The organism is Rhodococcus sp. T9N, assembly GCF_024436645.1.
GTDB lineage: Bacteria > Actinomycetota > Actinomycetes > Mycobacteriales > Mycobacteriaceae > Rhodococcus_F > Rhodococcus_F qingshengii.
In genome coordinates, this window is the sequence record NZ_JAMSKS010000001.1 from 64968 (window position 1) to 91168 (window position 26201).

General features: G+C 61.7%; 27 protein-coding genes. 13 read left to right on the top strand and 14 right to left on the bottom strand.

The features are described from left to right. Positions 1-54 precede the first annotated feature (54 nt). The 5 genes from M1L53_RS00350 to M1L53_RS00370 all read left to right on the top strand — a co-directional run bounded on the left by M1L53_RS00350 (position 55) and on the right by M1L53_RS00370 (position 4610). Entirely contained in the window at positions 55-1260 is a 1206-nt protein-coding gene (locus M1L53_RS00350; RefSeq protein ID WP_054188494.1) for an MFS transporter, read from the top strand. Positions 1261-1362: 102 nt separating this feature from the next. Then, on the top strand, positions 1363-2031 hold the full coding sequence (locus M1L53_RS00355; protein ID WP_003939850.1) for a FadR/GntR family transcriptional regulator: 669 nt from the start codon (positions 1363-1365) through the stop codon (positions 2029-2031). A 21-nt stretch (positions 2032-2052) separates the two neighbouring features. Beyond that, the gene (locus M1L53_RS00360; protein WP_228401410.1) at positions 2053-2481 is read left to right on the top strand and encodes a hypothetical protein; all 429 of its coding nucleotides are present in this window, start codon (positions 2053-2055) and stop codon (positions 2479-2481) included. A 119-nt stretch (positions 2482-2600) separates the two neighbouring features. Continuing rightward, positions 2601-3962: an HNH endonuclease signature motif containing protein gene (locus M1L53_RS00365; RefSeq protein ID WP_142006257.1), complete on the top strand. Its 1362-nt coding sequence runs from the start codon at positions 2601-2603 to the stop codon at positions 3960-3962. Positions 3963-4061: 99 nt separating this feature from the next. Further along, positions 4062-4610 (top strand): hypothetical protein, encoded by a 549-nt coding sequence (locus M1L53_RS00370; RefSeq protein ID WP_231782607.1) that lies wholly within the window; start codon positions 4062-4064, stop codon positions 4608-4610. A 13-nt stretch (positions 4611-4623) separates the two neighbouring features. Here the strand turns inward: M1L53_RS00370 and M1L53_RS00375 are convergent, their stop codons facing one another. After that, positions 4624-5505 carry a DUF4190 domain-containing protein gene (locus M1L53_RS00375; RefSeq protein ID WP_054187486.1) on the bottom strand — a complete coding sequence of 294 codons (882 nt, stop codon included), beginning with the start codon at positions 5503-5505 and terminating at the stop codon, positions 4624-4626. Positions 5506-5680: 175 nt separating this feature from the next. Here M1L53_RS00375 and M1L53_RS00380 point away from each other — a divergent pair, with 175 nt between their 5' ends. From M1L53_RS00380 to M1L53_RS00390, 3 genes are all read left to right on the top strand, one after another. Continuing rightward, complete coding sequence (locus M1L53_RS00380; protein ID WP_042446242.1) at positions 5681-6385, top strand: TetR/AcrR family transcriptional regulator; 705 nt, start codon at positions 5681-5683, stop codon at positions 6383-6385. Next, positions 6382-7119, top strand: a complete 738-nt coding sequence (locus M1L53_RS00385) for an SDR family oxidoreductase (RefSeq protein WP_050655985.1) — start codon at positions 6382-6384, stop codon at positions 7117-7119. Before M1L53_RS00380 ends, M1L53_RS00385 begins: the two co-directional genes overlap by 4 nt. 82 nt (positions 7120-7201) lie before the next feature. Next, positions 7202-8509 (top strand): serine hydrolase, encoded by a 1308-nt coding sequence (locus M1L53_RS00390; protein WP_047269434.1) that lies wholly within the window; start codon positions 7202-7204, stop codon positions 8507-8509. A gap of 19 nt (positions 8510-8528) precedes the next feature. Here the strand turns inward: M1L53_RS00390 and M1L53_RS00395 are convergent, their stop codons facing one another. From M1L53_RS00395 to M1L53_RS00405, 3 genes are all read right to left on the bottom strand, one after another. Continuing rightward, positions 8529-9365 carry a DUF1206 domain-containing protein gene (locus M1L53_RS00395; RefSeq protein ID WP_054187487.1) on the bottom strand — a complete coding sequence of 279 codons (837 nt, stop codon included), beginning with the start codon at positions 9363-9365 and terminating at the stop codon, positions 8529-8531. 61 nt (positions 9366-9426) lie between these two features. Beyond that, positions 9427-9828, bottom strand: a complete 402-nt coding sequence (locus M1L53_RS00400) for a hypothetical protein (RefSeq protein ID WP_037130583.1) — start codon at positions 9826-9828, stop codon at positions 9427-9429. 58 nt (positions 9829-9886) lie between these two features. Beyond that, positions 9887-10858 (bottom strand): serine/threonine dehydratase, encoded by a 972-nt coding sequence (locus M1L53_RS00405; protein ID WP_054187488.1) that lies wholly within the window; start codon positions 10856-10858, stop codon positions 9887-9889. Between the two features lie 167 nt (positions 10859-11025). Between M1L53_RS00405 and M1L53_RS00410 the strand changes: the two genes are divergently transcribed. Further along, positions 11026-11664 (top strand): NAD(P)-dependent oxidoreductase, encoded by a 639-nt coding sequence (locus M1L53_RS00410; RefSeq protein WP_030536013.1) that lies wholly within the window; start codon positions 11026-11028, stop codon positions 11662-11664. 32 nt (positions 11665-11696) lie between these two features. Beyond that, positions 11697-12614, top strand: a complete 918-nt coding sequence (locus tag M1L53_RS00415) for a nuclear transport factor 2 family protein (protein ID WP_225320166.1) — start codon at positions 11697-11699, stop codon at positions 12612-12614. Positions 12615-12650: 36 nt separating this feature from the next. On the opposite strand, the gene M1L53_RS00420 is transcribed toward M1L53_RS00415, so the two are convergent. The 4 genes from M1L53_RS00420 to M1L53_RS00435 form a co-directional block, all read right to left on the bottom strand. Next, entirely contained in the window at positions 12651-13817 is a 1167-nt protein-coding gene (locus tag M1L53_RS00420; RefSeq protein WP_007730881.1) for an alkane 1-monooxygenase, read from the bottom strand. 420 nt (positions 13818-14237) lie between these two features. Continuing rightward, on the bottom strand, positions 14238-15221 hold the full coding sequence (locus tag M1L53_RS00425) for an ABC transporter substrate-binding protein (protein ID WP_030536016.1): 984 nt from the start codon (positions 15219-15221) through the stop codon (positions 14238-14240). Between the two features lie 94 nt (positions 15222-15315). Beyond that, a complete protein-coding gene (locus tag M1L53_RS00430) occupies positions 15316-16173 on the bottom strand; it encodes an AraC family transcriptional regulator (protein ID WP_054187489.1) in 858 nt (285 codons plus the stop codon). Next, positions 16170-17114: a D-cysteine desulfhydrase family protein gene (locus M1L53_RS00435; RefSeq protein WP_054187490.1), complete on the bottom strand. Its 945-nt coding sequence runs from the start codon at positions 17112-17114 to the stop codon at positions 16170-16172. Before M1L53_RS00435 ends, M1L53_RS00430 begins: the two co-directional genes overlap by 4 nt. A 56-nt stretch (positions 17115-17170) precedes the next feature. Between M1L53_RS00435 and M1L53_RS00440 the strand changes: the two genes are divergently transcribed. After that, positions 17171-17857: a dienelactone hydrolase family protein gene (locus M1L53_RS00440; RefSeq protein WP_019745675.1), complete on the top strand. Its 687-nt coding sequence runs from the start codon at positions 17171-17173 to the stop codon at positions 17855-17857. Positions 17858-17870: 13 nt separating this feature from the next. Here the strand turns inward: M1L53_RS00440 and M1L53_RS00445 are convergent, their stop codons facing one another. Genes M1L53_RS00445 through kynB form a run of 3 tightly spaced genes read right to left on the bottom strand, consistent with a single transcriptional unit; the run spans position 17871 to position 21335 of the window. Further along, positions 17871-19304, bottom strand: a complete 1434-nt coding sequence (locus M1L53_RS00445) for an amino acid permease (RefSeq protein ID WP_003943087.1) — start codon at positions 19302-19304, stop codon at positions 17871-17873. Positions 19305-19356: 52 nt separating this feature from the next. Continuing rightward, complete coding sequence (gene kynU / locus M1L53_RS00450) at positions 19357-20622, bottom strand: kynureninase (RefSeq protein WP_054187491.1); 1266 nt, start codon at positions 20620-20622, stop codon at positions 19357-19359. Continuing rightward, positions 20619-21335 (bottom strand): arylformamidase, encoded by a 717-nt coding sequence (kynB, locus tag M1L53_RS00455; protein WP_054187492.1) that lies wholly within the window; start codon positions 21333-21335, stop codon positions 20619-20621. The genes kynU and kynB overlap by 4 nt, the downstream gene beginning before the upstream one ends. Positions 21336-21472: 137 nt before the next feature. On the opposite strand from kynB, the gene M1L53_RS00460 reads away from it, so the two are divergent. Continuing rightward, complete coding sequence (locus tag M1L53_RS00460; RefSeq protein WP_007730865.1) at positions 21473-21964, top strand: Lrp/AsnC family transcriptional regulator; 492 nt, start codon at positions 21473-21475, stop codon at positions 21962-21964. Between the two features lie 83 nt (positions 21965-22047). After that, entirely contained in the window at positions 22048-23022 is a 975-nt protein-coding gene (locus tag M1L53_RS00465; protein WP_054187493.1) for a phosphotransferase enzyme family protein, read from the top strand. 49 nt (positions 23023-23071) lie between these two features. On the opposite strand, the gene M1L53_RS00470 is transcribed toward M1L53_RS00465, so the two are convergent. The 3 genes from M1L53_RS00470 to M1L53_RS00480 form a co-directional block, all read right to left on the bottom strand. Beyond that, positions 23072-23698 carry an MBL fold metallo-hydrolase gene (locus tag M1L53_RS00470; RefSeq protein ID WP_054187494.1) on the bottom strand — a complete coding sequence of 209 codons (627 nt, stop codon included), beginning with the start codon at positions 23696-23698 and terminating at the stop codon, positions 23072-23074. Then, entirely contained in the window at positions 23695-24783 is a 1089-nt protein-coding gene (locus M1L53_RS00475) for an S-(hydroxymethyl)mycothiol dehydrogenase (protein WP_007730860.1), read from the bottom strand. Before M1L53_RS00475 ends, M1L53_RS00470 begins: the two co-directional genes overlap by 4 nt. Before the next feature lie 148 nt (positions 24784-24931). Continuing rightward, the gene (locus M1L53_RS00480) at positions 24932-26194 is read right to left on the bottom strand and encodes a response regulator transcription factor family protein (protein WP_003943037.1); all 1263 of its coding nucleotides are present in this window, start codon (positions 26192-26194) and stop codon (positions 24932-24934) included. Positions 26195-26201 lie beyond the last annotated feature (7 nt).

Consider the following 26201-nt stretch of genomic DNA (forward strand, 5'->3'; position numbering starts at 1 on the left):
AGTCCTCAGAGGACCTGAGGACTTGAAGACCTGAACGAAGGGATGCCCAAGGAGATGAAGAAGGGGCAAGTTGCATTTCTCACCGGCACACACGTCGTGAACGATCTGTACCAGGGTGCTGTGCCTGCGCTGTTGCCGTTCATGATGCTCGAACGCGGATATTCCTATTCCGCGGTCGCCGGAATCACGCTCGCCGCGACCGGACTATCCAGTGTCGTGCAACCTGCATTCGGCATGCTGGTCGATCGAAAGAGCCGAAACTGGCTGGTACCCACAGGTTTTGTGACGGCCGCAGCAGGCATTGTCGTGGCAGCGATGAGCACCACCTACATCGTCACTTGGCTGGCAATTGCCGTGGCCGGCATCGGCATCGCCGCATACCATCCTCCCGCCACAAATTTGGCACGCGCGGCTGGAGGTCATTCACAGAAAGCCATGAGCGTGTTCTCCGTGGGCGGTACGTTGGGCGCCTCGCTGGCGCCACCGTTTGTCACGCTCGTGGTTGGCTCACTCGGTTTGTCCGGCGGCTATCTACTCGCAGTTCCTGCAGTGGTGGCGGCTATTTGGTGGATGGTCGCCCAGTCGCGATCGGCCAACACGGGTGCGGCCGAGTCAGCCCAGTCGTTGAGTGCGCAACTGGCAGCGAACGGTCCCGTGTCAGACGATTGGCGCTCGTTCACACGACTCGTGCTGGTAACGGTCTGTTGGTCAATTCCGTACGTGACCACACTGTCGTTGGTCTCACCGTTCGTGCTCAACGCACTGAACGGATCGTCCTCGAGCGCTGCAATCGTGTTGTCCTCCTTCACATTGGCAGGAGCGGCCGGAACGCTACTGGGAGGAGTCCTCGCGGACCGTCGTGGTCGACGCGCATCCATCCGACTCGGCTACCTGCTTGCGGTACCTTCACTGGCGCTGCTCGCTGCCGCTCCGAACGTTGCAGTTGCCGAATTGGGAATCGTCTGTCTCGGATTTGCTATGTTCCTGCCCTTCGCGCCACAGGTGACATTGGCGCAGGACTACCTACCGAATCGCCCCGGCACAGCAAGTGGGGTGACGCTCGGACTCGCGATGTCCGTGGGAGGCATCGCATCTCCGCTGTTCGGCTACCTGGCAGATCACTTCGGACCGCGCCTGGCGATCGGGGCGACAACTGCAGTGCTGTTCGTCGGCGCCGTCATCGCATTCACGTTGCGCGATCGACGCCTCGCCCCGGAAGACGAGACGGAGCGCGAACTGGACGTCATCGCCCTTCGATAAACCATAAGACGGCCCCGTAGTCTGAAGATTCATCGGAGGACATGAAGTATTACTCGGCGAGCCGCTCCATTGCGGTTCACCGAGTCAGTCAGGAGCAGTCACATGGCAGTGCGCCAGATCAAGCAGCAGTCGCTGGTACAGAAAGCCGCGGACGAACTTGCGCGCCTCATCGGCGACGGCGAGTGGCCGGTCGGGACCAAAATCCCGAACGAACAGGATCTGAGCACACTCCTCGGAGTCGGGCGTTCGACCGGCAGAGAGGCCGTTCGCGCACTGATTGCGTCGGGCCAGCTCTACTCGCATCAAGGGTCCGGCACCTACGTCATGTCCTCGACACCGGTCACGGAACTCGAGCGAGAACTCAAACGCTCGGACCGCCGCGAAGTCTACGAAGTACGCCGACTTCTGGAAGTGGAAGCGGGCCGCCTGGCTGCCATGCGCCGGACTTCCGCCGACGTCGATCTGTTACAGGCAGCACTCGAAGCCCGTGAAAATGCTTCGACACCAACAGAATTTGTCGACGCTGACATGGAACTACATCGCGCCGTGGTGAATGCTGCGCACAACAGCGTGTTGTCGATGGTGTTCGATTCATTCATCGAAACGCTCCGCAACTCGGCCCTGGACGTGATCACCGACGTCGCGGCGCGAGACCCCGAATCGATCGACGACGAAGCCGCTGCCCACCGAGATCTAGTAGAAGCCATCGTCGCGGGTGATGCCGACGCTGCCAGCGCGGCAACGCGCAGGAACATGGACGGGCTCGACTGACCCTCTCTATCGTTGTCAGGCATGACGTCCACATCGCTCCCTCCACGGGGTCTCCGGATCGGTCTGTCCGCCATCGCGTGGCTAAACCTGCTCTCTGCGCTCGTAGGAATGGCGGGCCTGACGATCGGCGGCGGGATGGGCCTGCCTCCTGAGTGGATCGAGGGAACCGTCTTCCCTTCATATTTCTGGCCCGGAATCCTCCTCGGCGTTGTCGTCGGAGGCATCCAGGCCGCCGCGCTCTTCGCTCAGCACAACAGGTTCCGTCTGACGTGGGGCCTGCACGCGGCCGCCGGCCTGACCATGATGATCTGGATCTTCGTCGAGATCGCCATCGTTCTCGCCTGGTCGCCGCTGCAGGGCATCTTCTTCACCACCGGACTAGTCCAGACGATCCTCGCCGTTCTCGCACTCGGCGCCTGGCCTCACCCCTTCCTCCAACGAGTCGAGTAATGACGGAACCTGTTCTCGAACAACAGAATCACGACGTCCGGGCCCACCTCACCTTCTCGAAAAAGCCCTTGACTCGAAAGTATGTTCGAGTATGATGGGAGGTGGAACGGGGGGTTCTCATGACGATCAACATCACCGACGATGCCGTCACCGACGTGGTCAACAACTCCGCCGTGGGTGTGCGCGGACGATTGTGGCGGCTTCACCCCAGCGACGTCCGCGAGATCGCCATCACCGCGTCAGCGGAAATCCTTCGCCTGGAAGCCATTCGAGTGGCCGCCGTCGACACCCTGACGTTGAACCCGGACGAACAAGTACTCTGCTACCGCGGCACCGGACAATGGCTCGCGAACCACACCATGCTGCAGATCTCCACCGGCAGAAGAATCGCAGCCCTGGGCAAAGCGCTACGGTCGTTTCCCGAGATCGAAGACCAATTCGATGCCGGTGACCTCACTTTCGAGCACGCAGCACTGATCGTGGCGTTCTGCGAATCCCCACCCAAGGCAATGCCCGACGCCGCACTACCGTACTGCCGCGACACACTCCTCGCCGCAGCATCCGGAACCGAAGCAACCACCGTCAAACTGCGCTACGCCATCAGCGTCCTCGAGCACATGTTCGAATCCGACGACCCACCACCAAGCGAAGACACCGACCGCAACGAACTGCGCATCTCCCCCACCCTCAACGGAAGAGTCGCCGTCCGAGGCGATTTCGACGGAGTGACCGGCGAAATGCTTCTCTCCGCCCTCTCCAACCTCTCCATGCCCACCCCCGCCGAAGACGGCACACCCGACAAACGACCCGCCGCCACACGCAACGCAGACGCCATGGCAGAACTCATCCGGCGCTACCTCGACAACGCTGCCACCGGCATCGACGGCGGCCAACGCCCACACCTGAACGTGCACATCAACGCCAAAGACCTGGCCTACCACCGTGAATGCGCCACAACGAGTGATGGCTCAACACCTGTCCCCTCCGAGGACGACGATCCCGGCATGCTCGATCTCGACTTTCACGATCTCGACAAACAAGATCTCGATGTCGGCCACATGCCCTGGATGGGACCACTGAGCGTCGGCCGCACCCGCATGATCGCCTGCGACTGCATGCTCTCCAGCGTCCTCCTCGACGAAAACGGCGCCCCACTCGACGTCACCCCACTCAAAAGGCTTGTCACCGCAGCACAACGCACCGCCCTGATCGCCCGCGACAAAGGCTGCGCCTTCCCCGGCTGCGACTGCGTCCCCGCCTGGACCGACGCACACCACATCAAACACTGGGCCAAAGGAGGACCAACCGTCATGGACAACCTGGTCCTGCTCTGCCGAACCCACCACACCCTGATGCACCGAAAACCCGAATTCACCGGACAATGGGAAATCCGAATGGGCACCGATCACCTGCCCTGGTTCATCCAACCACCGGGCATCGACCCCGACCGGAAACCCCGCCGCTCCACCACACGACTCTGAACCCGGAGGTCACCGAGCAAACGCCTCGGTGACCCATTCCGGCGTGCTTCGATAGCCGGAAAGGGCGGCACGGTATCCCCTATTGCTAGCGTTGAGGGTGTGTTTGCACAGGGAACCAACGCGCTGACGGTAGACGGCCGACCGACGCTCGCGCATATCGATTTTGCCCTTATGGATTCCTATCGATTTCCCGACCGGCAGGGCTTCCCCGATTCATATCGCGCATTCATCGGGCACGCAGGTTGGGCGCGGACCTTCGGACTCTGGCTCATCTATCCGCCCGTCCTTCCCGGATTTGCCGACGGCTGGCAAGGGCGCGCCCGCAACCTCACCGCCCATCTTCATTCGGTCTACAGAGAAGGACAGGATGACGAGTTCGATTGGATGATCGAACCCGACGGCGATTGGTCACTCCCCGACTCGCTGCAGGTTTTCGGATGGAGCGAAAACGGTGACGCCCTCCTGTGGGACACAGCATCACGCGACACCGACGGAGAGTTTCCGGTTTGGGAATCACGCTCGTTCAACTCTCTCCACCGCCTCGGCGGGAGCATCCACGAAGCACTACCGTCCATTCGCACCCGGGCTATGGGCCTGTTCGGACCTCGCACCTCCGACATCGAGCCACTCCAGCCCACCCAACTCTGACGCGCGACCCAAATTATCGATAGGCCGCGGACACAGCCACGAATACGACACCTACGACGACGACCAGCGACAGATAACCGAGAACGAGTCCGGCCACTGCCAATCCTCGCCCACTTTCGCCGGAACGGCGAATCTGGTTCAACGACACATGGCCCACTGGAATAGCAAGAACTCCACCGAAGATTCCAAGTACAAGTGCGACGATGGCCAAGGCATTCGTGCCGACCGCTGGTCGCGCTGGATAACGCGCTTCAAGTTGATCTGCGAGTACCGGAATCCCGTCCGATGTGAAGCCCACTTGTGCAAAAACGGGTCGGCCATCGGCGGTGTAGCCGACCACCCCAGGGAGCGGTGCCGCCACCTGCCTGACAGGCCCGAACGTCGAACGAAGGCTCCTCCCTAACAGCAGCGCCGCGGCCATATACAGCAACAGCCCCGCCACAGATCCGGCTATCCAGGCTCCACGAAACGCCGGCCCGTCGACGTCGAGGATCCTCCCCGCCGCCCTCACACCGGATCCTGCTGCACCGACCGCGATACTCAAATTCACTGCGCCAGGAATAACGGCAAGCATGGCAATGGCACCGACACCAAGCGACAATGCCGGGCCACCGCGACGCCGCCACGCCAACGAACTCATCAGCGCTGCAAACAAAGTCACAGCGGCGCCTAGAAGCCCAGTCACAAATCCGACAACGACTACCGTCTCGAAGTCCCCACCTAGATGACGAGCAACCCACTGTGCCCAGGCCCGCGCGAATGGCGGCCCGAGCGTCAGCGAGACAACGACCGTTGCAACCGCAACGCACGCCACGACACTGATGACCCGCAGAATCCACCCCAGATAACCGAAATGCGAATTATTTTGCGCAACAGTAGTTTCCGAGTAAATCACCAGGATTCCTTCGTTCAGAGTGTGAGAACAGAACGGCTCTAGCCGTCACTCCACACAGAACCGTGGCCGGACCGGCTCACTCATCTGATCAAGTTCTGGCGCCTGTGTCTGTAGTTCGTTCGCACGACCAAACCGGCGATAGCAACGATTACATAGTTGTGTTAGCGTTGTTTTTATGAGCTCGAGAGCAAAGATTCTGGCCGCGGCAACCGAGCTGCTCAACACCTCCCCCAACGGCGACATATCCACCCGCGCCGTGTGCGAGATGGCCGGCGTCGGCGCCCCCGCGCTCTACCGTCAGTTCGGCGACAAGGACGGTCTGCTCGCAGCCGTCGTCGAGGCGGGCTTCTTCGAATACCTCGAAGGTAAACGCGCTGCGACACCTTCCGATGACCCCGTTGCCGATCTACGGGCCGGCTGGGATGCGCACACCGCCTTCGCGCTCGCGCATCCCGCTCACTACCGCTTGATGCACTCACCTTCCGCCCAGAGCGCCGACACCGCCCTGCAGGCCCAGGCGCTACTTCGATCCGTTCTCGAACGATGCGCTGCGGCAGGTGTTCTGACCGTATCGGTCGACGTGGCTACGCAGATGGTGATGTCCGCGAATGCGGGCGTCGCTCTGATGCTCGTCGTCAGGCCGGAACAGTACCCCGATCCGACGCTGTCACAGCGAGTTCGCGACGGAATCTTCGCGTCCATCATCGACGAATCCGGCGCCCACCCGGAAACCTCACTCAACAGAGTTGCATCTACTCTCGACGCCCAACTGGCCGCTGCAGATTCAACTTCTCTCTCCGCCAACGAAGTCGGCCTACTACGAGAGTGGCTTCGCAAGCTGTCCGATGCAACCGAAACCAGTTCAGGAGTTACATCATGACTGACACCACCACCCGCGTCGCCATCGTCACCGGAGCGTCCGGCGGCATCGGGCGAGCGACTGCCGAGAAGCTCGCCGCCGACGGAATGGCTGTCGCCGTGCACTATTCAGGAAACATTCAACGCGCCCAGGAAACAGCTGACGCCATCGTCGCTGCGGGCGGTCGCGCCATCGCGGTGCATGCGGACGTCGCCGACGAAGGTGAAGTCGCCACACTGTTCGATACGGTCGAGGAGGAGTTCGGGGGCATCGACGTCGTCGTTCACGCAGCCGGAATCATGATCCTCTCCACCGTCGCAGAACTGAACTTCGACGATTTCGATCGGATGCATCGGACCAACGTCCGAGGGACCTTCGTGGTCGACCAGCAGGCAGCCAGACGTGTCCGGCGCGGTGGTGCGATCATCAATTTCTCCACCTCCGTGAAGAAGCTGGCATTTCCGACTTATGCCGCGTACGCCGCCACCAAAGGTGCTGTCGACGCGATCACTCTGGTTCTCGCGAAAGAGCTACGGGGACGCGATATCACGGTCAACGCCGTAGCCCCAGGCCCCACGGCCACCGATCTGTTCCTTGACGGGAAAGACGAAGCTACAGTGGAGAACCTGTCCAAGCTGGCTCCCCTGGAACGCCTCGGCACACCGATGGACATCGCGGAGGCTGTCGCATTTCTCGCCGGCCCAGCTCGTTGGGTCAATGGCCAGGTCATCTACGTCAACGGCGGCGTGATTTAGCGAAACCATCGCCTAAGGACCACACCTTGGCAATTCCGACAAAACAGTCAAACCAGTCGACTTTGGTTGTAATGTGCAAACAATGGATAACCAGGATCGAGGGTCCGCCCGGACGTCACGACGGCAGTTCATCAGCGTTGCAGGGCTGGCGGCAACCGCGGTCATAACCCTCGCGACCTCCTCGACCGCCGGCGCCGCCGGCCCCACGGCACCCAATCCAGGTTCGCGGGTCGGCGATCCTGCGGAAGCCCAAGCGGTGCAGCGCGTCGCAGAGACACTGCTGAACAGCGGCGTTCCCGGCCTTGCCTTCGCTATCGTCAAACCGGATGAGAAGAACCGCAAGGCGAGTGTCACCACTACGTACCACTACGGCCAGGCCGACGTCGAAAACGGCGTGAGAGTCACTCCACGAACGCAATTCGAGATCGCCTCGGAGACCAAGACCTTCACCGCTGCACTACTGGCGAAACTGATCTCTCGGGGAGAAGTCGGATTGGACGACCTGGCGAGCAAGTATTCGGATGGCAACCCGCTGCCGAAAGGCATCGGCGGCGAGGAGATCACGCTTCGCCAACTGGTCACCCACCGTTCCGGCCTGAGCGACGACCCGCCCAATCTTTCGGCGGGGTGTGCCGATCCCACACGATCGTGCACGGACGAGAAGGCGAAGTACACCAGAAATATGCTCTGGAAAGGACTCCAAGACGCCGGCGCCTTGGAGTTCGCCCCCGGTAGCCACTGGCTGTACTCGGACTTCGGGTTCGGACTGCTCGGCACACTCATGGCCGACAAAATCATTCCGGGACAAGAGAAACCACCATTCGCGGCGGCAGTCGCCCGCGAAATCACCGACCCGCTCGGGATGATGGGTACCGTGATCGAGACCAAAGCAACCGACCTTGCCGTTCCGTACTACCTCGACGGCACACGAGCGCCTCTGTGGAACAACACGGGTGCGATCGCAGGCGGGGGTGGGCTGGTCAGCACCGCCGAGGACATGTCGATCTGGGCTGCAACAACTCTCGGCTACGGAAACAACCCGCTCAAACCAGTCCTGACCTCGATGCTCGAGCAGATCGACACGCAAGCTCCGGAGAATCCTGCATTCGGAATGGGAATGGCGTGGCAGCTCCAACCCCCGACGCCGAACTTCCCACAACGGTTCGCCAAGAAAAACGGAGACAGCTCGGGATCCAACTGCATCACCCTGCTGGTTCCCGACAGCGGCTGGTCGATCACGATTCTGGCGAACGGTGGAAATGCGGCGATGATCGACCCTGCAGCCGTGAACCTGATGCATGATCTGGTTCCGAGACGACCGATATTCGGTAGCTCGACGGGAAGTTCGTCGGGCAGCGACGTCGGCTTCCAGACCGGGTCATTCGGATAGGCCCACTTACCTACGGGCGCTACATCTTCGTCGAGCGTGCCATCACGAAGCAGTAGAGCCCGTAGGTGATGATGCCCAATCCGGCAAGGATCAGCAGCGCCACTCCGTACGGCTGCGCGCCCAGCGTCTTGAACGCTCCGTCGAGTCCGGAGGACTTGCCGGGTTCGGAACTGTTGACCGCAAGAAGAACCAGAATGCCGACTGCAGCGATGGCCAAGCCCTTGGCGACGTACCCGACGGTTCCGAGTCGGCGCACGAAGTTGCTGGGTGTGCCTTTCAGATCATCGAGGAAGTTCTGGCTCGCGCCCTTGTACACGTGGTACACACCAACAGCGATGATCGCCATCCCGCCGATCACCAATGCGATAGTTCCAAGCGTGTTCTCCATCAAACGCGCCGTGATCCCCGCACTCTGACCGCTGCTGGACTTCCCGCTACCGCGGGCGAATCCGAATGCAGTGAACGCAAAACCGAAATAGACGAGCGAAATGCCCAGAGCCTTTGCGCGGTTGAAGAACTCTTTCTTCTTGTCGTCAGAGGACGGCGACGACGAGCTTCCCAACGCAGCTTCGGCCAATCTCCACAACGCCATGGCAAGGAAGGCCACGACGCCGACCCACAGAGCGAAGACACCCCCTGGCTTTCCTGCCAACTCGGCCATCGCACCCGATTGGTCCGCAGACCCGGATCCACCGAGAGCAAGGCGGATCGCGATATATCCGATCAGCAGATGAACCACACCGCTGACGACGAATCCGGCACGGGCAAAGCGCTCGAAGACATTGTTCTGTGCGACGTCAGCCGCCGTGGACGCAACGCTCTTCTGGTCGTGCGGTGACGATTCGTTATTCATCATGATCGTCGAACCATATACGGGCAGACGCTTCCCTCGAACGCCTGCATCAAGTGTTTCGAGATCAAGGGTTTCGAGGGTTCTGATCCGGCGTCGACCGCGGTTCTTCGGGGTTGGGAACCTTGGGGTCGATCGTGTCTGCATGATCTCGTTGCTGGTTCAGTTCGTCGCGAGAACTCGTCGCCTCTTTCCGATGCTGCGCTGCATGATGTTGCAGCGCAGACGCTTCCGCCGCTTTGGCGTCGGCCTCTGCCTGCACCATGCGCGCTTTGGCTGCTGTCTCTTCTGCCCGCGCCTCGCGCTCGCCTACTTGCAGTGACTTGTCTGCGACGTCTTCGCGGATCTGTTCTGCCTCGATGTGACGACGCTCGTCACGCCTGTTTCGCGCCACCCACAGGAGTGCGGCCACGATCGCTATCACCACGACCACGGCAACAATTATCCAGATAATGCTGCTGGTACTCATACTGCGAGAGGTACCCACCTGCGACTTTCTCACACGCAGGCAAACAAATACGCTGAAATTACAGGTCGGTCGGATGTGTGTTGGCTCCGCATAGAACCACGCACAGTTCACCGTCGGACGGCGGCGACACCGTTCCGTTCAGAACCGGAGCCAATGCTGCTGCGGTTCCCAACTCCACCAGAATCCGGAACTCCCGCCACAGGAATGCCCGCGCTTGCCGGATCGAATCATCTTCGACCACAACACTGTCTACCGAACTCTCATGCAGTGTCTCCCAGGCAATGACGCCAATTCGTGTAGCCCCCAACGAGTCTCCGGCGATGCTGTTCACTTCGATATCCACCGGACGCCCCGCATCGAGCGAGGTGCGCAAGGTGGCAGCCCCGGTCGGCTCGACGGCTACCACGTGATCTTCGGGACGAGCCGCCGCGACGATTCCAGAGACCAATCCGCCGCCGCCGACTGCAACGCAATACGTGATCGGTCCGGATGCGTCGTCTTCGATCTCGAGAGCGATGGTGCCGGCCCCACTGACGATGTCGGGCAGGTCGTAGGCGTGCAGTTCGAGCGCACCGCTGGTGCGTGCGAGGTCCGCCGCAGCGGCAGCAGCGAGTGCATACCGGTCGCCTACCTTGTGAACGGTTGCACCCAACTCTCCGAGAGCCTTCACCTTGGCATCAGGCGCTGTCTCCGGCACCACCACTGTGCAGGTGAGTCCTCGTCGCCGCGCTGCCCACGCGGCCCCGATTGCAGCGTTGCCGCCAGACGCGATCACCACGCCGGCATCGGGCATGGTGCCGTCGGCGACCGCTCGTTCCACTGCATTGAGACTGCCGCGCACTTTGAAGGAACCGCCGTGCTGGAGGTACTCGAGCTTGAACAGAACCGGTACCTCACCCTGTGGCGTCGGTAGCGCAGTGCGAAAGATCGGAGTACGCCGCGCCAGTCCTGCGATACGAGTCCGCGCAGCTTCGACGTCCGAGCGCTCGATTGCCACTGGACCTGCATTGTTGTCGGCGGTGAGAGTCATGTACCAACCCTACGGTTCGCAACGTCGACCCGAAGCAGTCGGCCCATCGTCATCATGATGTCTGTTTTTCACCAAGGAATGCCCGCATCTGACCGAGACAATGCACCTCGGGGTGAATAAATTTACTACTACAAGCACAACGACGACATCAAGGAAAGGCACACCCCATGTCGAAGATCGCAGTATTCGGTGGAAACGGTTTTGCAGGAAGCGCAATCGCGAAAGAAGCCGCTTCACGCGGCCACGAGGTAACCGTCGTCGCTCGCAGCGCGCAGTCCGGAACCGACACGAATGTCGTGCAGGGTTCTGTTCACGACAACACGATCGTGGAGCAGATCACGGCAGACAACGACGTCGTTGTCGTTGCCATCCCCGCTCGCGAGATCGACGGCAAGCGCCTGCTCGACGCCGTCACTCCCCTCGCAGATGCCGCCGCTCGCAACGGTGCTCGCATTGCCGTAGTCGGTGGCGCCGGCAGCCTGTTGGTCTCCGAGGGTGGGCCACGCGTCGTCGACACCCCCGACTTCCCGGACGCATACAAGGGTGAGGCACTCGCTCACGCCGACGTCCTCGATGCGCTCCGCGCGACCGACAGCAATGTCGACTGGTTCTACGTGAGCCCGGCCGCTGCGTTCGGTGCCCATGCCGGCGTCGCCCCGAAGGGATCGTTCCAGTTGGGTGGCGACATTCTCCTGACGGACGCCGAGGGCAACTCCGCCATCGCGGGCGAAGACTACGCACACGCTTTTGTCGACGAGATCGAGACTCCGGCCCACCGTCGCCAGCGTTTCACCGTCGCACACTGAATATGAGCAACCTTCGTAGGCGCGCAGCCTGGATGACTGTTCCCGCTGCCGCCGCACTCCTGCTCACCGCGTGCTCCAACGACGCGGAATCCGCAACGCCCAGCAGTTCTACGACGTCCACGAGCGTTGTTGCCGAACAGGGCGATCAACTCGAATCCAACAAGACCGTCGTCACGGACTTCTACGAACTGGCGTTCAACGGCCGTCAGGTTCAGCAAGCCGCCGACCGGTACCTTGGCGACGTCTACATCCAGCACAACCCCACCGCCGCCGATGGGGCAGCCGGATTTGTCAGCGGCATAGGCGGTTACGTCGAGGCCACACCCGGATTGCATGCCGAGATCACTCGCGTTTTCGCCGAGGGCGATCTGGTTGCCCTCCAGTCCCACACCACGTCTGCACCCGGCGACCGCGGCCAGGCGGTATTCGACATCTTCCGCGTCGACAACGGCAAGATCGTCGAACACTGGGATGCCATTCAAGACGTGCCGGAAACGTCCGCGAATCCGAACACGATGTTCGACGGACCCACCTCGTCGCCGTCCAAGTCGTCAGAAGTCTTGGAGCGCAACACGGCCAACGCGTTGACGTTCCTGCAGCTCGCCTTCAACGAAGGCAAAGCCGCCGAGGCTGCCGACCAGCTGGTCGGTCCGACCTACACGCAGCACAACCCCTCGTTCGCTGACGGCAAGGACGCATTTGTCACCGCACTGGCCGGGATCGAACCCGTTACCGAAGACAAGGCCACCAAGTTTCCACGGACGGTAGCCGAGGGCGACTTCGTCTTTGTTCAGACCTTCGCTTCGTCCGGTGAGGGAACGGCCGGCAGCGGCTCGATGGACATCTTCCGATTCGACGAGAACGGCAAAATCGTCGAGCATTGGGACGCCGTCCAGGACTACCCGTCGACGACTGCAAGCGGCAACACCGTGTGGGACGACGGTCGCTGAGACGACAACTCCGAACAGTTCAGAGAGGGATGCGGATCAGCCGACGTTGATTCGTTCTGTGTCGCCGTCGTAGTAGTCCAACAATCTCTGATCCATCACCCGGCGCCACAGCGGTGGAATCCACGCGATCACGATCATCACTGCGTAGCCGGCCGGAAGTTGCGGCGCTTCGGCCGCGCTACGCAGACTTTGGTACCGCAGCTTCGGGTTGGCGTGGTGATCGCTGTGCCGCTGCAGTTGGTAGAGAAACAGATTGCTCACGACGTGATCGCTGTTCCAACTGTCAGCGGGGCTGCAGCGAACGTACGAGCCGTCGGCACGCTTGCCACGCAGCAGGCCGTAATGCTCGAGGTAGTTCGCGGCTTCGAGGAAGGTGAATCCGGCAACTGCCTGCAGCAGGAGCCAGGGCGCGACCTCCCAACCGAAGATACCGATCAGCGTCGCGAAAAGGACAACGCTCATCGCCCAAGCGTTGAGAATATTGTTCTCGAAGCTCCAGGTTCGTTTGCCTTTCCGCTGGAGTCGAGCGCTCTCGATCCGCCAGGCAGAACGCAGGCCGCCGAACACACTTCGTGGCAAGAACCTCCAGAAGCTCTCACCGAACCGCGAGCTGGCCGGGTCCTGCGGAGTCGCTACACGCACATGGTGGCCGAAATTATGTTCCACGTAGAAGTGCCCGTAGAGAGATTGCGCAAGCGCCACTTTCGCGAGCCACTGTTCGATCTTCTCGCTCTTGTGGCCGAGCTCGTGGGCCGCGTTGATACCGACGCCGGCGACGACGCCCACCGTGAACGACATCGCGATCTTCTCCGCGATTCCCATCGGAGCGTTGATCCAGCACCAGCAGGCGAAGACCAGACCGGCGTATTGCAAGGGGAGGAACGCGTAAGTGCACCAGCGGTAGTAGCGGTCCTTCTGCAGTCGTGGGATCGCATCGTCCGGCGGACTTTCGCCGTCTTCACCGGCCAGCATGTCGATGATCGGGATGACGATGACCAGTAGCCACGCGCCGGTCGCCCAGAACAATCCGAGACGAAGGTTGTCGACGAGAATCCAGGAGAGGAACGGGCTGAGTGGAATCAGCAATCCGAGCGGCCACAGGTACCTCTTGCGGTCGCGCCAGCGCGGATTTTCGCCGGACGGCGAGTCGGTGTTCTGGACAGCGTTCGATTCGGTACGCCGTGCGTCGGAAGTCGCTGTCATTCGCCGATCTCGCCTTTCGTCCCCTCGAACGATTCGCCCCACGCACCGTTCACGCTCAGCAAACCAGAACTAATGTCCGGACGGGTATGGTCCCGAAATCCAGAGCGCCCTGCTCGAAAGACGGCACGAGCGCTTGTACTCACCAAAAACTCCCCCGCACATCACTGCTCACCCCGACAGTAGATACGGACAAAATACCCCACGGATCTGCGGGGATGGCGACCACCTCCGCACGTCGCCGAGGATCGATGATCCCTGCCAGGGCAAGATCGAACCGCGTCGCCCTCGTCGAAGTAACGGTAACCGGCAGTGACAGAAATCATAAGCAGAGGACAGGATTTCCGCTCGTAGTGGCGACCAAAAAGACTGCGCGCCCTCAACTGGTCAGTTGCGGGCACGCAGTGAAAAGGTGAGCAAGCGTCAGAGCGTTGCAAACACCTTCGTTTTCACTTCGTTCAGCCAACCGTTCGCGGTCACGAAGTCTGTGACGCTCGACTGCAATCCGAAGACGTGCCCGGCCTGCGCCGCCGGCAGCCTCGTGAAGAGGTTGTCGTCGAGGACCGCCTGAACCGCCGCACTGGTCGACCCGTCCGCGTTCAGCGGATACAGCACGACCGTCACGCCGTTCAGGATGTCGGCCAACTGCTCCATCGGATAGGACGCGTATCCGGCATCGGTGTAATTGGTCGGAACACCGGGCCCGTACGCCAATCCGAGTTCGTTGACCACCAAATTGCCGATCGCACCGGTGGGCTGCTGAACCGAGAAAGCGCCGGGCGCGTCTCCGAGTGAAATGTGAATCCACTTGTTGGTCGCGATCACGTCGGCGTACTCGCCACGGACACGTTCGAGATTCTCTTCGTAAGCAGTCCGCGTCGACTCGAGCACGTCGGTTTTGCCAATTGCCTCAGCAAGCTCGGTGGTGATCTTCTTCCAGTCGCCTCGGCTCTCTCCCTTGACGATGACGGTGGGTGCAATGCCGGACAGACGGTCGAACGCCGCTTGGTCCACCTCGTCGGCGTCGCCGACAATGATGTCGGGATCCGCCGCAGCGATCGCTTCGAAGTTCATTTCCCCGAAAGGCCCGATGGTCGGGAGCCCGTCGACGAAGGCCTGCTGCTCCGGCGTGAATTCACTGATCCACTTGCCGTAGTCCTGCACAGCAGCCGGTTTCACTCCGAGAGACATGAGCTGCCAAGGAGTGTCGTACGACGCGGCGACGACGCGCTCAGGTGAAACCGGCACCTCGATGTCCCCGTACGCCGACGCGACGGTCCGGACGTCCGTCTGCTCGGAGTCGGCCGACGACGAGGAACAGCCGGTCACCACCATCGCACCTACGACGGCAACCGCCGCCGCTGCGATGACTCTGGAACCGAAAGAAAATGATCGAATTGCGCGCACGCAGAACTCCTACAGGGTGATTGTTTAGCCAACCCTAAGTTCATTCTGCGGCACGGCACAAGTCCGATCGAGGCACTTAGAGTCGCTGTTCGGACTAGTCCTGTAGCCAATCGGTCATTGGCGCGCGCGGATGATCGATCAGGCTTGCAAACTCCCCCGGCGTCACGCCCATCGTTCGACGAAAAGCCGCACCGAACGCGCTTTCGGAACGAAAACCCGTCTTCCGCGCCACAAACGAGATGCTTCGACCGAGTGCCAGAAGTTGCATCGCATGATGAGCCCGCAGTCGCATACGCCATTCCGAGAAGGTCAATCCGGTTTCGGCCGGAAACCGTTGTGTGAGAGTCCTCGTACTGACCTTCGCGTCGGTGGCCCACTCCTCGACCGATCGGGTGTCGGCCGGGCTGGCAACCAACTGATCTGCGATCTGCCGAAGCCACGGCGTCGTCGGCAGCGGCACATCGAAAATCAGTCGCGGAACGGGTTCGACGAGGTCGATGGCAAACGCCTCGGCTCGTCGACGAGCCGCGTCGGTCAAGTCGTCTCGGGTGAGGTGATCGAGTACTTGTTCGAGCAGCGGAGGGGTGGACAAGGCCACCACACGATCCAACCCGGTCACATCGGATGCCACCAACCACGTGCACGACAATTCTGTGCCGCTGCGCGCTGTCACCTCGTGGGGAACAAAGGACGGGATCCACAGACTGACTCCGCTCGGCACCGTGTACACAGTCTCCGGAGTACGGACCTCGAGAACACCGTCGATCGCCCACAGCAATTCGTGATCGCTGTGGCGGTGCATCTCCCAGGTGTAGTCGGAATCGACGGCCAGCCGATTGGTCGCCAACCGCAAGTACCCGTCGGCACTGACGCGCAGCGGTCGAACGACGCGTTGCCACTCGGACAGTTCGTCGAGCGGACTGCTGAGCGGGTAGTCGATCTGCTCGCTCACCGCAGCGTCGACAGTTCGGGATGTCCGAACAGGCCAGGCAACCCACCGGTGTGCAGGAAGACCGTTTTTGATCCCGCCGTGATGGCTTCGTCCTTCACGAGTTGGATCAATCCCGCAAAGGCTCGGCCGGTGTACGTCGGGTCGAGGAAGATGCCCTCAGTACGAGCCAAACATCGGATCGCGCCGGCTGATGCTTCCGTGAGCGTCGAATATCCTTGTCCAACTTGGTTTCGCAGGATCTGAAGATCTGCGGCTCGCGCGGTCGGACCAGGCATCTCGTCCAACAACCCAGCGACAGTCGACACCGGGTCGGCAACAGCCCCGACGTCGACGCCCACAACTCTGTCGACGCCCAGATGCGCGACAAGGCCTGCCATCGTTCCACCCGATCCGAGTGCAACCACGACGCGATCGACGCCGGCGAGTTGCTGTTCGATCTCGCGTGCGCAGTCCACGTATCCCTGCGCAGCCACCGCGCTGGTACCACCGAAGGGAATGACAAAAGGTACACCGCCCGAGTCCGCGACGGCCTGCACCGCGGCGTCGAGCGCGGATGCCGTGTCCCCACCGGCCCAGACGATCTCAGCGCCCGCGAGTGCATCCAGAACGAGATTTCCCTGCGCGGATTCCGGCTCGGCACCACCGAGCACCAGCACACAACGCAATCCCAAACGGGCTGCTGCCGACGCAGTCAAGCGAGCGTGATTGCTTTGCGGTGCACCGGTAGTGATCAGAGTCGTCGCGCCGACGGCCAAAGCCTGAGCGCAGGTGTACTGCAGCTTTCGGATCTTGTTGCCGCCGCCGCCCAGGCCGGTGACGTCGTCACGTTTGATCCACAGATCTTCCGGCCCCAATCCGAGTGCCTGCGCGCAACGCGCCAGAGGTTCGACGGGCGTCGGCCAACTGCCCAAGCTGATCGGCGGAACGGCGGAACTCAACATTTGACGAGTCTAGTTCGACCGTGCACCTACAGGCTGGGCTCGCATACAGTCGGGACATGGGAACTTTCACGACGACCACACGTGATGTACCGCTGACCGTCAGCCGACCGGATTCGCCGAGTGAACCGAGACATGCGGTAGTAGTTCTCCAAGAAGCGTGGGGCGTGAACCAACACATCGAGAGCATCCTCGAACGCCTCGCCGATGCCGGCTACCTTGCCGTCGCCCCGCATCTCTACCACCGCGGCGCACAGACCTCCTTCACCGACTTCCCGTCCGCGAAGGATGCGCTCATGGCACTCGACAGCACAAGCATCGGCCACGACGTACGTGCCGCCGTCGACTACAGCCGATCCGAGGGAGCAGACAAAGTCGGCTCCCTCGGATTCTGCATGGGCGGCACCGCATCCCTGTGGTGTGCCGCCGTACCCCTCGTCGATTCCGCTGTCACGTACTACGGTGGCGGCGTTGCAGAAGCCCGATGGGATGGGATTGCCGCAGGCACCGAACTTGCAGCGCAACTGCAGGTCCCGTGGCTCGGTCACTACGGCGACCTCGATCCGAGTATCCCGCCGGAGAGCGTCGAGCAATTGCGCGCAACCGCGTCCGATCTCGCCCGGGTGTACCGCTATGCCGACGCCGGCCACGCGTTCAACAACGACACTTCGACCAGCCACTACGCCCCGGATTCTGCTGCCCTCGCCTGGACCCGCACTATGGAGTTTTTCGCCGAAACCCTGTGATTGCCAATGTAAGTCAGGGAACCCGCTTGACCACCGTGCCGGTGATCTCGTCCTGAACCTGTTCAGCCGTTACCGCTCGACTCTGCGCCCGACGTGATCGGGTGAAGTAGTAGATGCCGATCACGGCAAGAACAAACGGCACCCCGAACACCAAGGTCATCTTGAAATCCTCGACCCACAATGTCGTGACGAGGATCGCGACCATGAGGACACCACCCAGTATCGTCCCCACCGGGAAGAACGGAATCGTGAACGAGAGGGTTCGTCCTTCGCTCGCCATCCGCTTGCGAAAGAACCAGTGCGTCACGAAGATCAGCAGCCACGTCGCCATCGCCCCGAACATCGACAGCGAGATCATCAAGGTGAATGCCTGCTCGGGAAAGAGCACGTAGACGATGGTTGCGACGGCGATACCCGACGTCGACAGCAGCAAGGCATTGACCGGTGAGCCGTTGGCCCTGACCTTGCCGAGAATGGCCGGCGCGTCACCAGCACGGGAGAGCGAGAACATCATTCGCGAAGACACGTACAGCTGACTGTTCATCGCGGACAGCGCGGCGATGATCACCACGAAGTTCAGCACACTGTCTGCGCCCGGAATCTTCACAACCTGCATCACCGTGACGAAGGGACTTCCGCCGCTCAAGATCTTGTCCATCGGAGCGATTGCCAGAATCAGGGCAAGCGTTGCGATGTAGAAGACGAACAGTCGGACGATCGTCACACGGAACGCCTTCTTCACCGCCACCGCGGGGTTTTCCGCCTCACCGGCTGCAATGGCGATCATCTCGATGCTCAAGTAGCTGAAGATCGATACGATCACGGCAAACCACATGCCGGACAAACCATTCGGGAAGAATCCGCCACCGGCCGTGTAGTTGTGAAATCCGTAGTCCGGGTTCCCGCTACCGAACACTACGTACGCTGCCATCACGATGAACGCCACGATCGCGAAGACCTTGATCGTCGAGAACCAGTACTCCATCGTTCCGAAGGCCTTGACGTTGAACATGTTCACGCCGATCAGCACTCCGGAGAACAACACGATCCACAGCCATGACGGTACGTCGGCGAACCAGAACTGCATATACTCACCGATTGCGGTGACCTCGGTACCGACCGCGAGGACGATGCACGACCAGTAGAGATAGCGAACGAGGAAGCCGATCAACGGTCCGACGTAGAACTCTGCGTACGCACCGAACGAACCTGATGTCGCATGTGCAACAGTCATTTCGGCGAGGGCACCCATCAGCAGGAGGGCGATCAACCCGCCGATCGCGTAACTGATGATGACGCTCGGGCCGGCAAAGCCGATGGCGAACTTACTGCCGAGGAAGAGTCCGGTGCCGATTGCACCGCCGAGCGCGATCATGCTCATCTGCTTGGGGCCGAGTTCGCGTTTGAGACCTGATTCTCGCTGCTGAATGTTTTTGAAATCACTCATGAAAGCTCCTTGCGAAAGGCGGTACCTCCCGGTCCGCGGAAACTTGGAAGAATCAGGTGACTGCGTCGCGCTCGCGGAATTCGGGGCGATCCCAGGACTTGTTCTCGAGGATGTCTCGCAACACGTCGACGGCGTTCCACACGTCGGCGTATCCGAGATAGAGCGGAGTGATACCGAACCTCAGCACTCCTGGTTCGCGGTAGTCGCCGATGACGCCCCGCGCGATGAGAGCCTTCATGATGGAATAGCCCTCGGGATGAACAAAACTCACGTGCGATCCACGACTCTCGTGTTCGCGCGGCGTGATCAACTCCAAACCGTAAGCAGCGCAACGCTCCTCGACGAGGCTGATGAAGAGATCGGCCAGCGCGAGCGACTTGCTGCGGATGTCGGCCATGTCAGCTTTGAGCATGACGTCGAGACCACACTCGACGAGTGACAACGACGTGATGGGTTGAGTACCACTCAGAAACCGTCGTATTCCTGCGCCGGGTTCGTAGGCCGACTCCATCGCAAATGGTCGCGCGTGCCCCCACCACCCGGACAGCGGCTGGATTCCGGTGTTCTGATGGCGACGGTTGACCCAGATGAATGCAGGTGAACCCGGACCACCGTTGAGGTACTTGTACGTACACCCCACCGCGAAGTCGGCGTCGGCACCGCTCAGATCGACAGTGACGGCGCCGGCCGAGTGTGCGAGATCCCAGATCATGAGGGCGCCACGTTCCTGCACTGCTGCAGTGACTTCCGTCATCGCATACAGGTTTCCGGTGCGGTAGTTGACGTGCGACAACATCACTACGGCGGTGTCCGGTCCTACTGCTTCGGTGAGGTCGCCCGGTTGGTCGATCAGGCGTAGTTCGTATCCCTGATCGAGCAGCGAGATGATGCCCTCCGCAATGTAGAGGTCAGTGGGGAAATTGTCGCGCTCGGAGACGATCACCTTCCGGCTGGGATCCTGTGCAGCCGCGATGGACAGCGCGGAGGCCAATGCCTTGAACAGGTTGATCGACGTCGAATCCGTTACTACCACTTCGCCTTCACCTGCTCCCAGCAACGGGGCAAGTTTGTCACCGAGGCGGACCGGGAGGTCGAACCATCCAGCCTCGTTCCAACTGCGAACCAAGCCGTTGCCCCACTCGTCGCCGATCACTCTCGCGGCGCATTCCTGCGCGGCAATGGGACGCGCGCCGAGCGAGTTTCCGTCGAAGTAGAGAACGCCCTCCGGAATCGCGAACTCGCGGCGGAACTCCCTCAGGGGATCCACTGCGTCGGCCTTGACGCAGTCTTCCAACGAAAGTGTGGTTGTCGATGTCATGACGATTCTTCTCCTGCATGTGTCGGCGTTGAGGGTGATGAAGGCAGAGTCCGGAGCACGGCGCGTACCGGGCTGGCATCGAGGTCGAGGAACTTCAGCGGCAGTGCGATCAACTCGTAGTAGCCTTCGTCGACGTCGTCGAGGCAAAGTCCTTCGAGGATCGCGACGCTACGATCGCTTGCCGCGTGGTGCCCGTCCATGGTCTTGCTGTCCATCGGATCGAACGAGGCGCCGTCGATTCCGATCAGAACTCCACCGCGGTCGGCGAACCAGTGGGTCAGCTCCGGAGATACACCGGCGAAGTCGTTGTCCCACTTGCGTGGGTACTTCGGGTACGTCCTCAGAATCAGCCGTTGCGGCAGATGTCCGCCGAGTCGCTCCACCGTCTCTTCGACGGGCCTGATGCAGGCGGCACCGTCGACCCCCGTCATGTCGACCACCAGTGCTTCGCCGAGATAGGGCTCGAGGGGAACGGAACCAATGGTCGCGCCGTCGATGCGAGTGTGCGCCGGCGCATCGGCGTGAGCACCGATATGCGGAGTGGTGGTGATTCGGTTGATGGTGACGGCGTCACTGCCGCCGAGGTCGGACGTGACAGCGCGGGTGAAGGCGGTATCGCCTGGCCACACGGGCGTCGATTCGGAGATCGGCGGGCTGATGTCGATCAACCGCGCCCTCCAGTCGCCCGTGTGGCGGCCGATCCTCGGAAACATCCAGACCCCTTCGTCGCAACAGTCGACTGTGTCGATCTCGACCGTTTGATAATTCGATGTGTTTGGCAAAAGCTAGGATCATCGACGGGCGCGGTCAATAGATGCTGAATATTTTCGCGACGGCAGGGAGAAATCGGATGATAAATGCGATCGAACGGGCAGCTGCCGCAGCTCGGCCGAATCATGTTCGGCTCGACGACGTCGATACAGCGATTCTCCGCGAACTCGTCCGGGATGCACGCATCCCCAACAACGCACTCGCCGAGAAGGTCGGGATAGCGCCGTCGACCGCTCTGGCGCGGATGCGTGCGCTACGCGAATCGGGCGTCATCAAAGGGTTTCACGCAGACATAGACCTCGAGCTACTCGGCCTCGAGATCTCGGCGATGGTGTCGATTCTGATTCACTCCCACGCCAGGAGCCGGATGACGGAAATTGCCGAGCACCTGAGCGGATTGGATTCCGTTCAGCGAGTGTTCCTGATGAGTGGGGACCGTGATCTCCTGGTACACGTGTCGTGTGAATCCCCCACTCGGCTTCGCGATTTCGTCAGCGCGCACCTCAACGATCCGGCCATCGCCAATACCCAGACCAACCTGATCTTCAGCGAACTGAGTCAAGGCGGCTGAACTGCAGCTGTCGCCAAGGCGTCTTCGAGTGCTTCCGAGATCGGCACCTCGATTCGAACTTCTCCCCACTAGAGTCGAACAGCATGTTGCCACTCGGGTTGTCCATGCTCTGGGAGTCGGTGGAGTCGGAAGCCGCTCTGAAGCAGCGATTCGGATTCAACAGCTTCGGCGCAGCCACCCATTGGGTCTCGGCGGTACTCGAGCAGACTTGGGGATTGACGGCCCTCGAGTGCTCGCGAATGGCGATCAGTGACCAGAACGCGATTGTGTGGGTTGCGAGCGACCGAGGTGGGCTGGTGGTGAAGTGGTCGCGCGACACAGAGCGCTTCGCGAACCTGGAGGCGTCGACGCGCCTGCTGAGCGCACTCGCCGCGCAGGGCGTGCCCGTTCCGTCACCAATCACGTCCCTGAACGGATTGGACCGGGAAACACTGCTGGACCGGGAAACACTGGAAGGGCCTTCGTGCGCAGTGTCATTCACCGTACTGCCGGAGTTGGCGGGAGATTGGTTGGACGTGCAAGACCGCGCGGCGGTCCGTTCGGCAGGAGCATGTCTGGCAGAAATACACCGAACGCTCGGCGCCACCCATGTCGACGGATCGGTTTTCTCGTCGCGCAGCACCGGGTTGAAGGAGCGCATCGGTGGTTGGCTCGAGAATTTCGACCGCGGGTTCGCGCCTGAGGCAACGCGTAGGCTCGTGGGCCTCCTGGCGCGTGCGTCCGAGCTCGATGACCAAACACAACTGGTACACAACGACTTCCGTGCAGCCAACATCTTGACTCGAAACTCTCGGACCACCGGAGTACTCGACTTCGACGACGTGGTGATCGACCACCGGGTGAGCGACCTGGCCAAGGCAAGCGTCTATCTGGGCACCCTGTTCACCGATTGGCGACCGACACCGATCGCGGTACGGCAGAGCCTGCGCGCCGGCTACGAATCCGTCCGTCCCCTCAGCCGATCCGAGACAGAATGGTTCGAGATCCTCGAACTGTGGCACGGCCTGATGGCGATCCCGGGTGAGAACGACACCGCCGGTTGGGCATCAGCGTTGTGACAAAAGTGGGGACGCCGGTACCGGCGTCCCCACTTCGCTTCTGATCACATCAGGATCCGGCGCGGATCCATTCTTCGAGATGCGGCGCCTCGGTACCGATCGTCGTGCCGTCGCCGTGACCGGTGTGAACCTTGGTCTCGGCGGGGAGCGCGAACAGCTTGTCGCGAATGGACCCGATGATGGTCGGGAAGTCTGAGTACGACCGCCCCGTTGCGCCGGGTCCACCGGAGAACAAGGTGTCGCCGCTGAACAGTTCCCCCGCCTCGGGCAGGTAGAGGCAGGTCGACCCCGGGGAATGGCCCGGTGTGTGGAGGGCCAGAATGTCCGTACCCGCCACAGCAATACGCTGATCATCTTCCAAGCTCAGATGCTTCACCCCGGGGTGAGTCATCTCCCAGAGGACATCGTCGGCCGGGTTCAGGTAGATCGGAGCGTCGAGTTTCTCGGCCAGCTCCGGCGCAACGGTGACGTGGTCGTTGTGGCCGTGGGTGCAGACGATTCCGATCACCTTGCGTCCACCGACAGCGTCGATGATCGGCTGCGCGGTGTGAGCTGCGTCGACGATCACCACTTCGTTGTCGTCACCGATCAGCCAGATGTTGTTGTCGACGTCCCATGTTCCGCCGTCGAGGCTGAACGTGCCCGAGGTGACGACGCGATCGACTCGCAATGTCACAGGACCACCACCGAACGGAGAACCTCGCCGCGGTGCATCGTCTCGAATGCCTTCTCGACCTCGTCGAGCTTGATGCGCTCGCTGACGAACTTCTCGAGCGGCAGACGCCCCTGCTGGTACAGGTCGACCAGAACGGGGAAGTCACGCTCGGGCAGGCAATCGCCGTACCACGACGACTTGAGGGCTCCGCCGCGCGAGAAGAAGTCCACCAGCGGCATTTCCAGCTTCATGTCCGGCGTCGGAACTCCCACCAGCACTACGGTTCCCGCGAGGTCGCGGGCGTAGAACGCCTGCTTCCAGGTCTCGGGACGGCCGACTGCGTCGACAACCACGTCGGCGCCGAAACCTCCGGTCAGCTCCTGGACCGCTTCGACGACGTCGTCGACCTCGGTCGCATTGATCGTGTGCGTGGCACCAAGTTCCGTGGCCCACTCCAGCTTTCGAGGATCCCGGTCGATGGCGATGATGGTATTGGCACCGGCCAGGCGTGAACCCATGATCGCTGCGTCGCCGACGCCGCCACACCCGATCACGGCCACCGAATCACCGCGTCCGACGTTGCCGGTGTTCATCGCGGCACCCATGCCGGCCATGACGCCGCAACCGAGCAGTCCGACGACAGCCGGATCGGCCGAGGCGTCGACCTTGGTGCACTGGCCTTCGTGAACCAGCGTCTTGTCTGCGAATGCGCCGATGCCGAGTGCCGGCGTCAGTTCGGTGCCGTCTTCGAGCGTCATCTTCTGCTCGGCGTTGAACGTGTCGAAGCAGTACTGCGGGCGGCCACGCTTACACGCACGACACTGCCCGCATACGGCACGCCAGTTGAGGACGACGAAGTCGCCCACCTCGACGTGAGTGACACCGGGGCCGACGCTCTCGACGATGCCCGACGCCTCGTGCCCGAGCAGGAACGGGTACTCGTCGTTGATTCCGCCGTCGCGGTAGGTCAGGTCGGTGTGGCACACACCGCACGCTGCAATGGCGACCACTACCTCGTTGGCGCCGGGATCGGGGATCGTGATGGGGACGATTTCGACGGGGGCACCCTTGGATCGGGCGATGACGCCGCGTACCTGCTGTGGCATGGCTTTGCTCCTGGCTTCGTGCGATTGAGGACGTGTCGTCACATGGCGCCGTGTTTTCACATTGCGATATGTGCACTCGTTGAAAGGTTAGCCCGAAGTAGGTGCCCGCAACCCTGGTCGAACTGACTGACCGACCTGGCCGAAAGGACTAGGGTGCAGGCTTCACGCCGGCCTCGGCGCCCGCGGCGGCCGCCGCACCCCGACTCTCGACGCCCAATTTCCGCAGGACCCCGGCAACATGAAACTTGACTGTGCTCTCACTGACGCCGAGTCGCTCCGAGATTGCCTTGTTGCGCCGTCCGGCCACCAGATGCTCGAGTACCTCGAACTCCCGCGGAGCCAGTTCCGTCAGGACGTCGCGGTTCGGTAGGGCGACGGGCGCGTCGAGCGGGATGGTTGCGCTGATCCGGTTCCCCCACCCGGGCGTCGACTCGGATTCGACGGTTCCACCCAAAGTCTCTACCCTCGAACGTAATTGGCGTTCCACGTCGATCACGTCGGCTTCACCACCACCGTCGTCGCGGATGTCGATCGAGAGCGAAGCCGCGTCGAGGGTCCAGGCCACCCGGATTCGCGAGAGCGTCTGCTGATCCGACAAGGCCAAGACCGCGCCGCGGACGACCGCGCGGGCGCCGTGCGCCACTTCACCGGGTAACCCACGCCCGTCGACGGGTGGCTCCACCAACTCCAACGCGATTTCCCGATGCTTGAGCAGCGAACGCAATTCCCCACGCATCCGCGCAAAAGCGGTGGTGGTCGACTCCTCGGCCAACTCGCGGTGCACGTCGACGGCCGAACGCAGGCCGATCAGGGCCGAAGCCGCAGTCTCCCTGGCCGAGGTTCGAGCACGCGTGTCGTCGAGATCCGCCGAGCGCAGCGTCGCCAGCATCGTCTCGAGGGTGGCCGCATGCACCTCCGTCATCTCTGCCACGGTGCGTGCACGCTCGGACGACGCTGCCCGCGACTCGGCGAGATATGCCGGACTCGCGTTCCGCACCTGGAGCTGAATTCCGGTTGCAGTCACCGCGAACAGTGCCTGGATCAATTCGAGGGATGCCGCCTTCACCGGTCCGGGGTGCGGCGTCAGCACGAGGAGGGTGTCTGTTCGATCGAGCATCGCGAGCACTTCACGGTCTCGGCCGGCGATAGCGCACTTTCCCCGAAATATCTGTCCGACAGTGAGATCCGTACGGATACGGTCGAGTTCGGCGATGGTCACACGATCGACGACAGCTGGATCCCCGGCAACCTTGCGCGGCCTACCGGTGCACTCGCGGGTGAAGATCACCAGAGAGGTGTGCGGCGCCATGTCCGCGATCAGCGTCGAAAATCGTCGGCCGATTTCGGGAAGTGGTCCCACCAACACGTCTCGAAGGGCGGTGATCAGTAGCGCATTGTCGGTGGTGCTCACTGTTCAA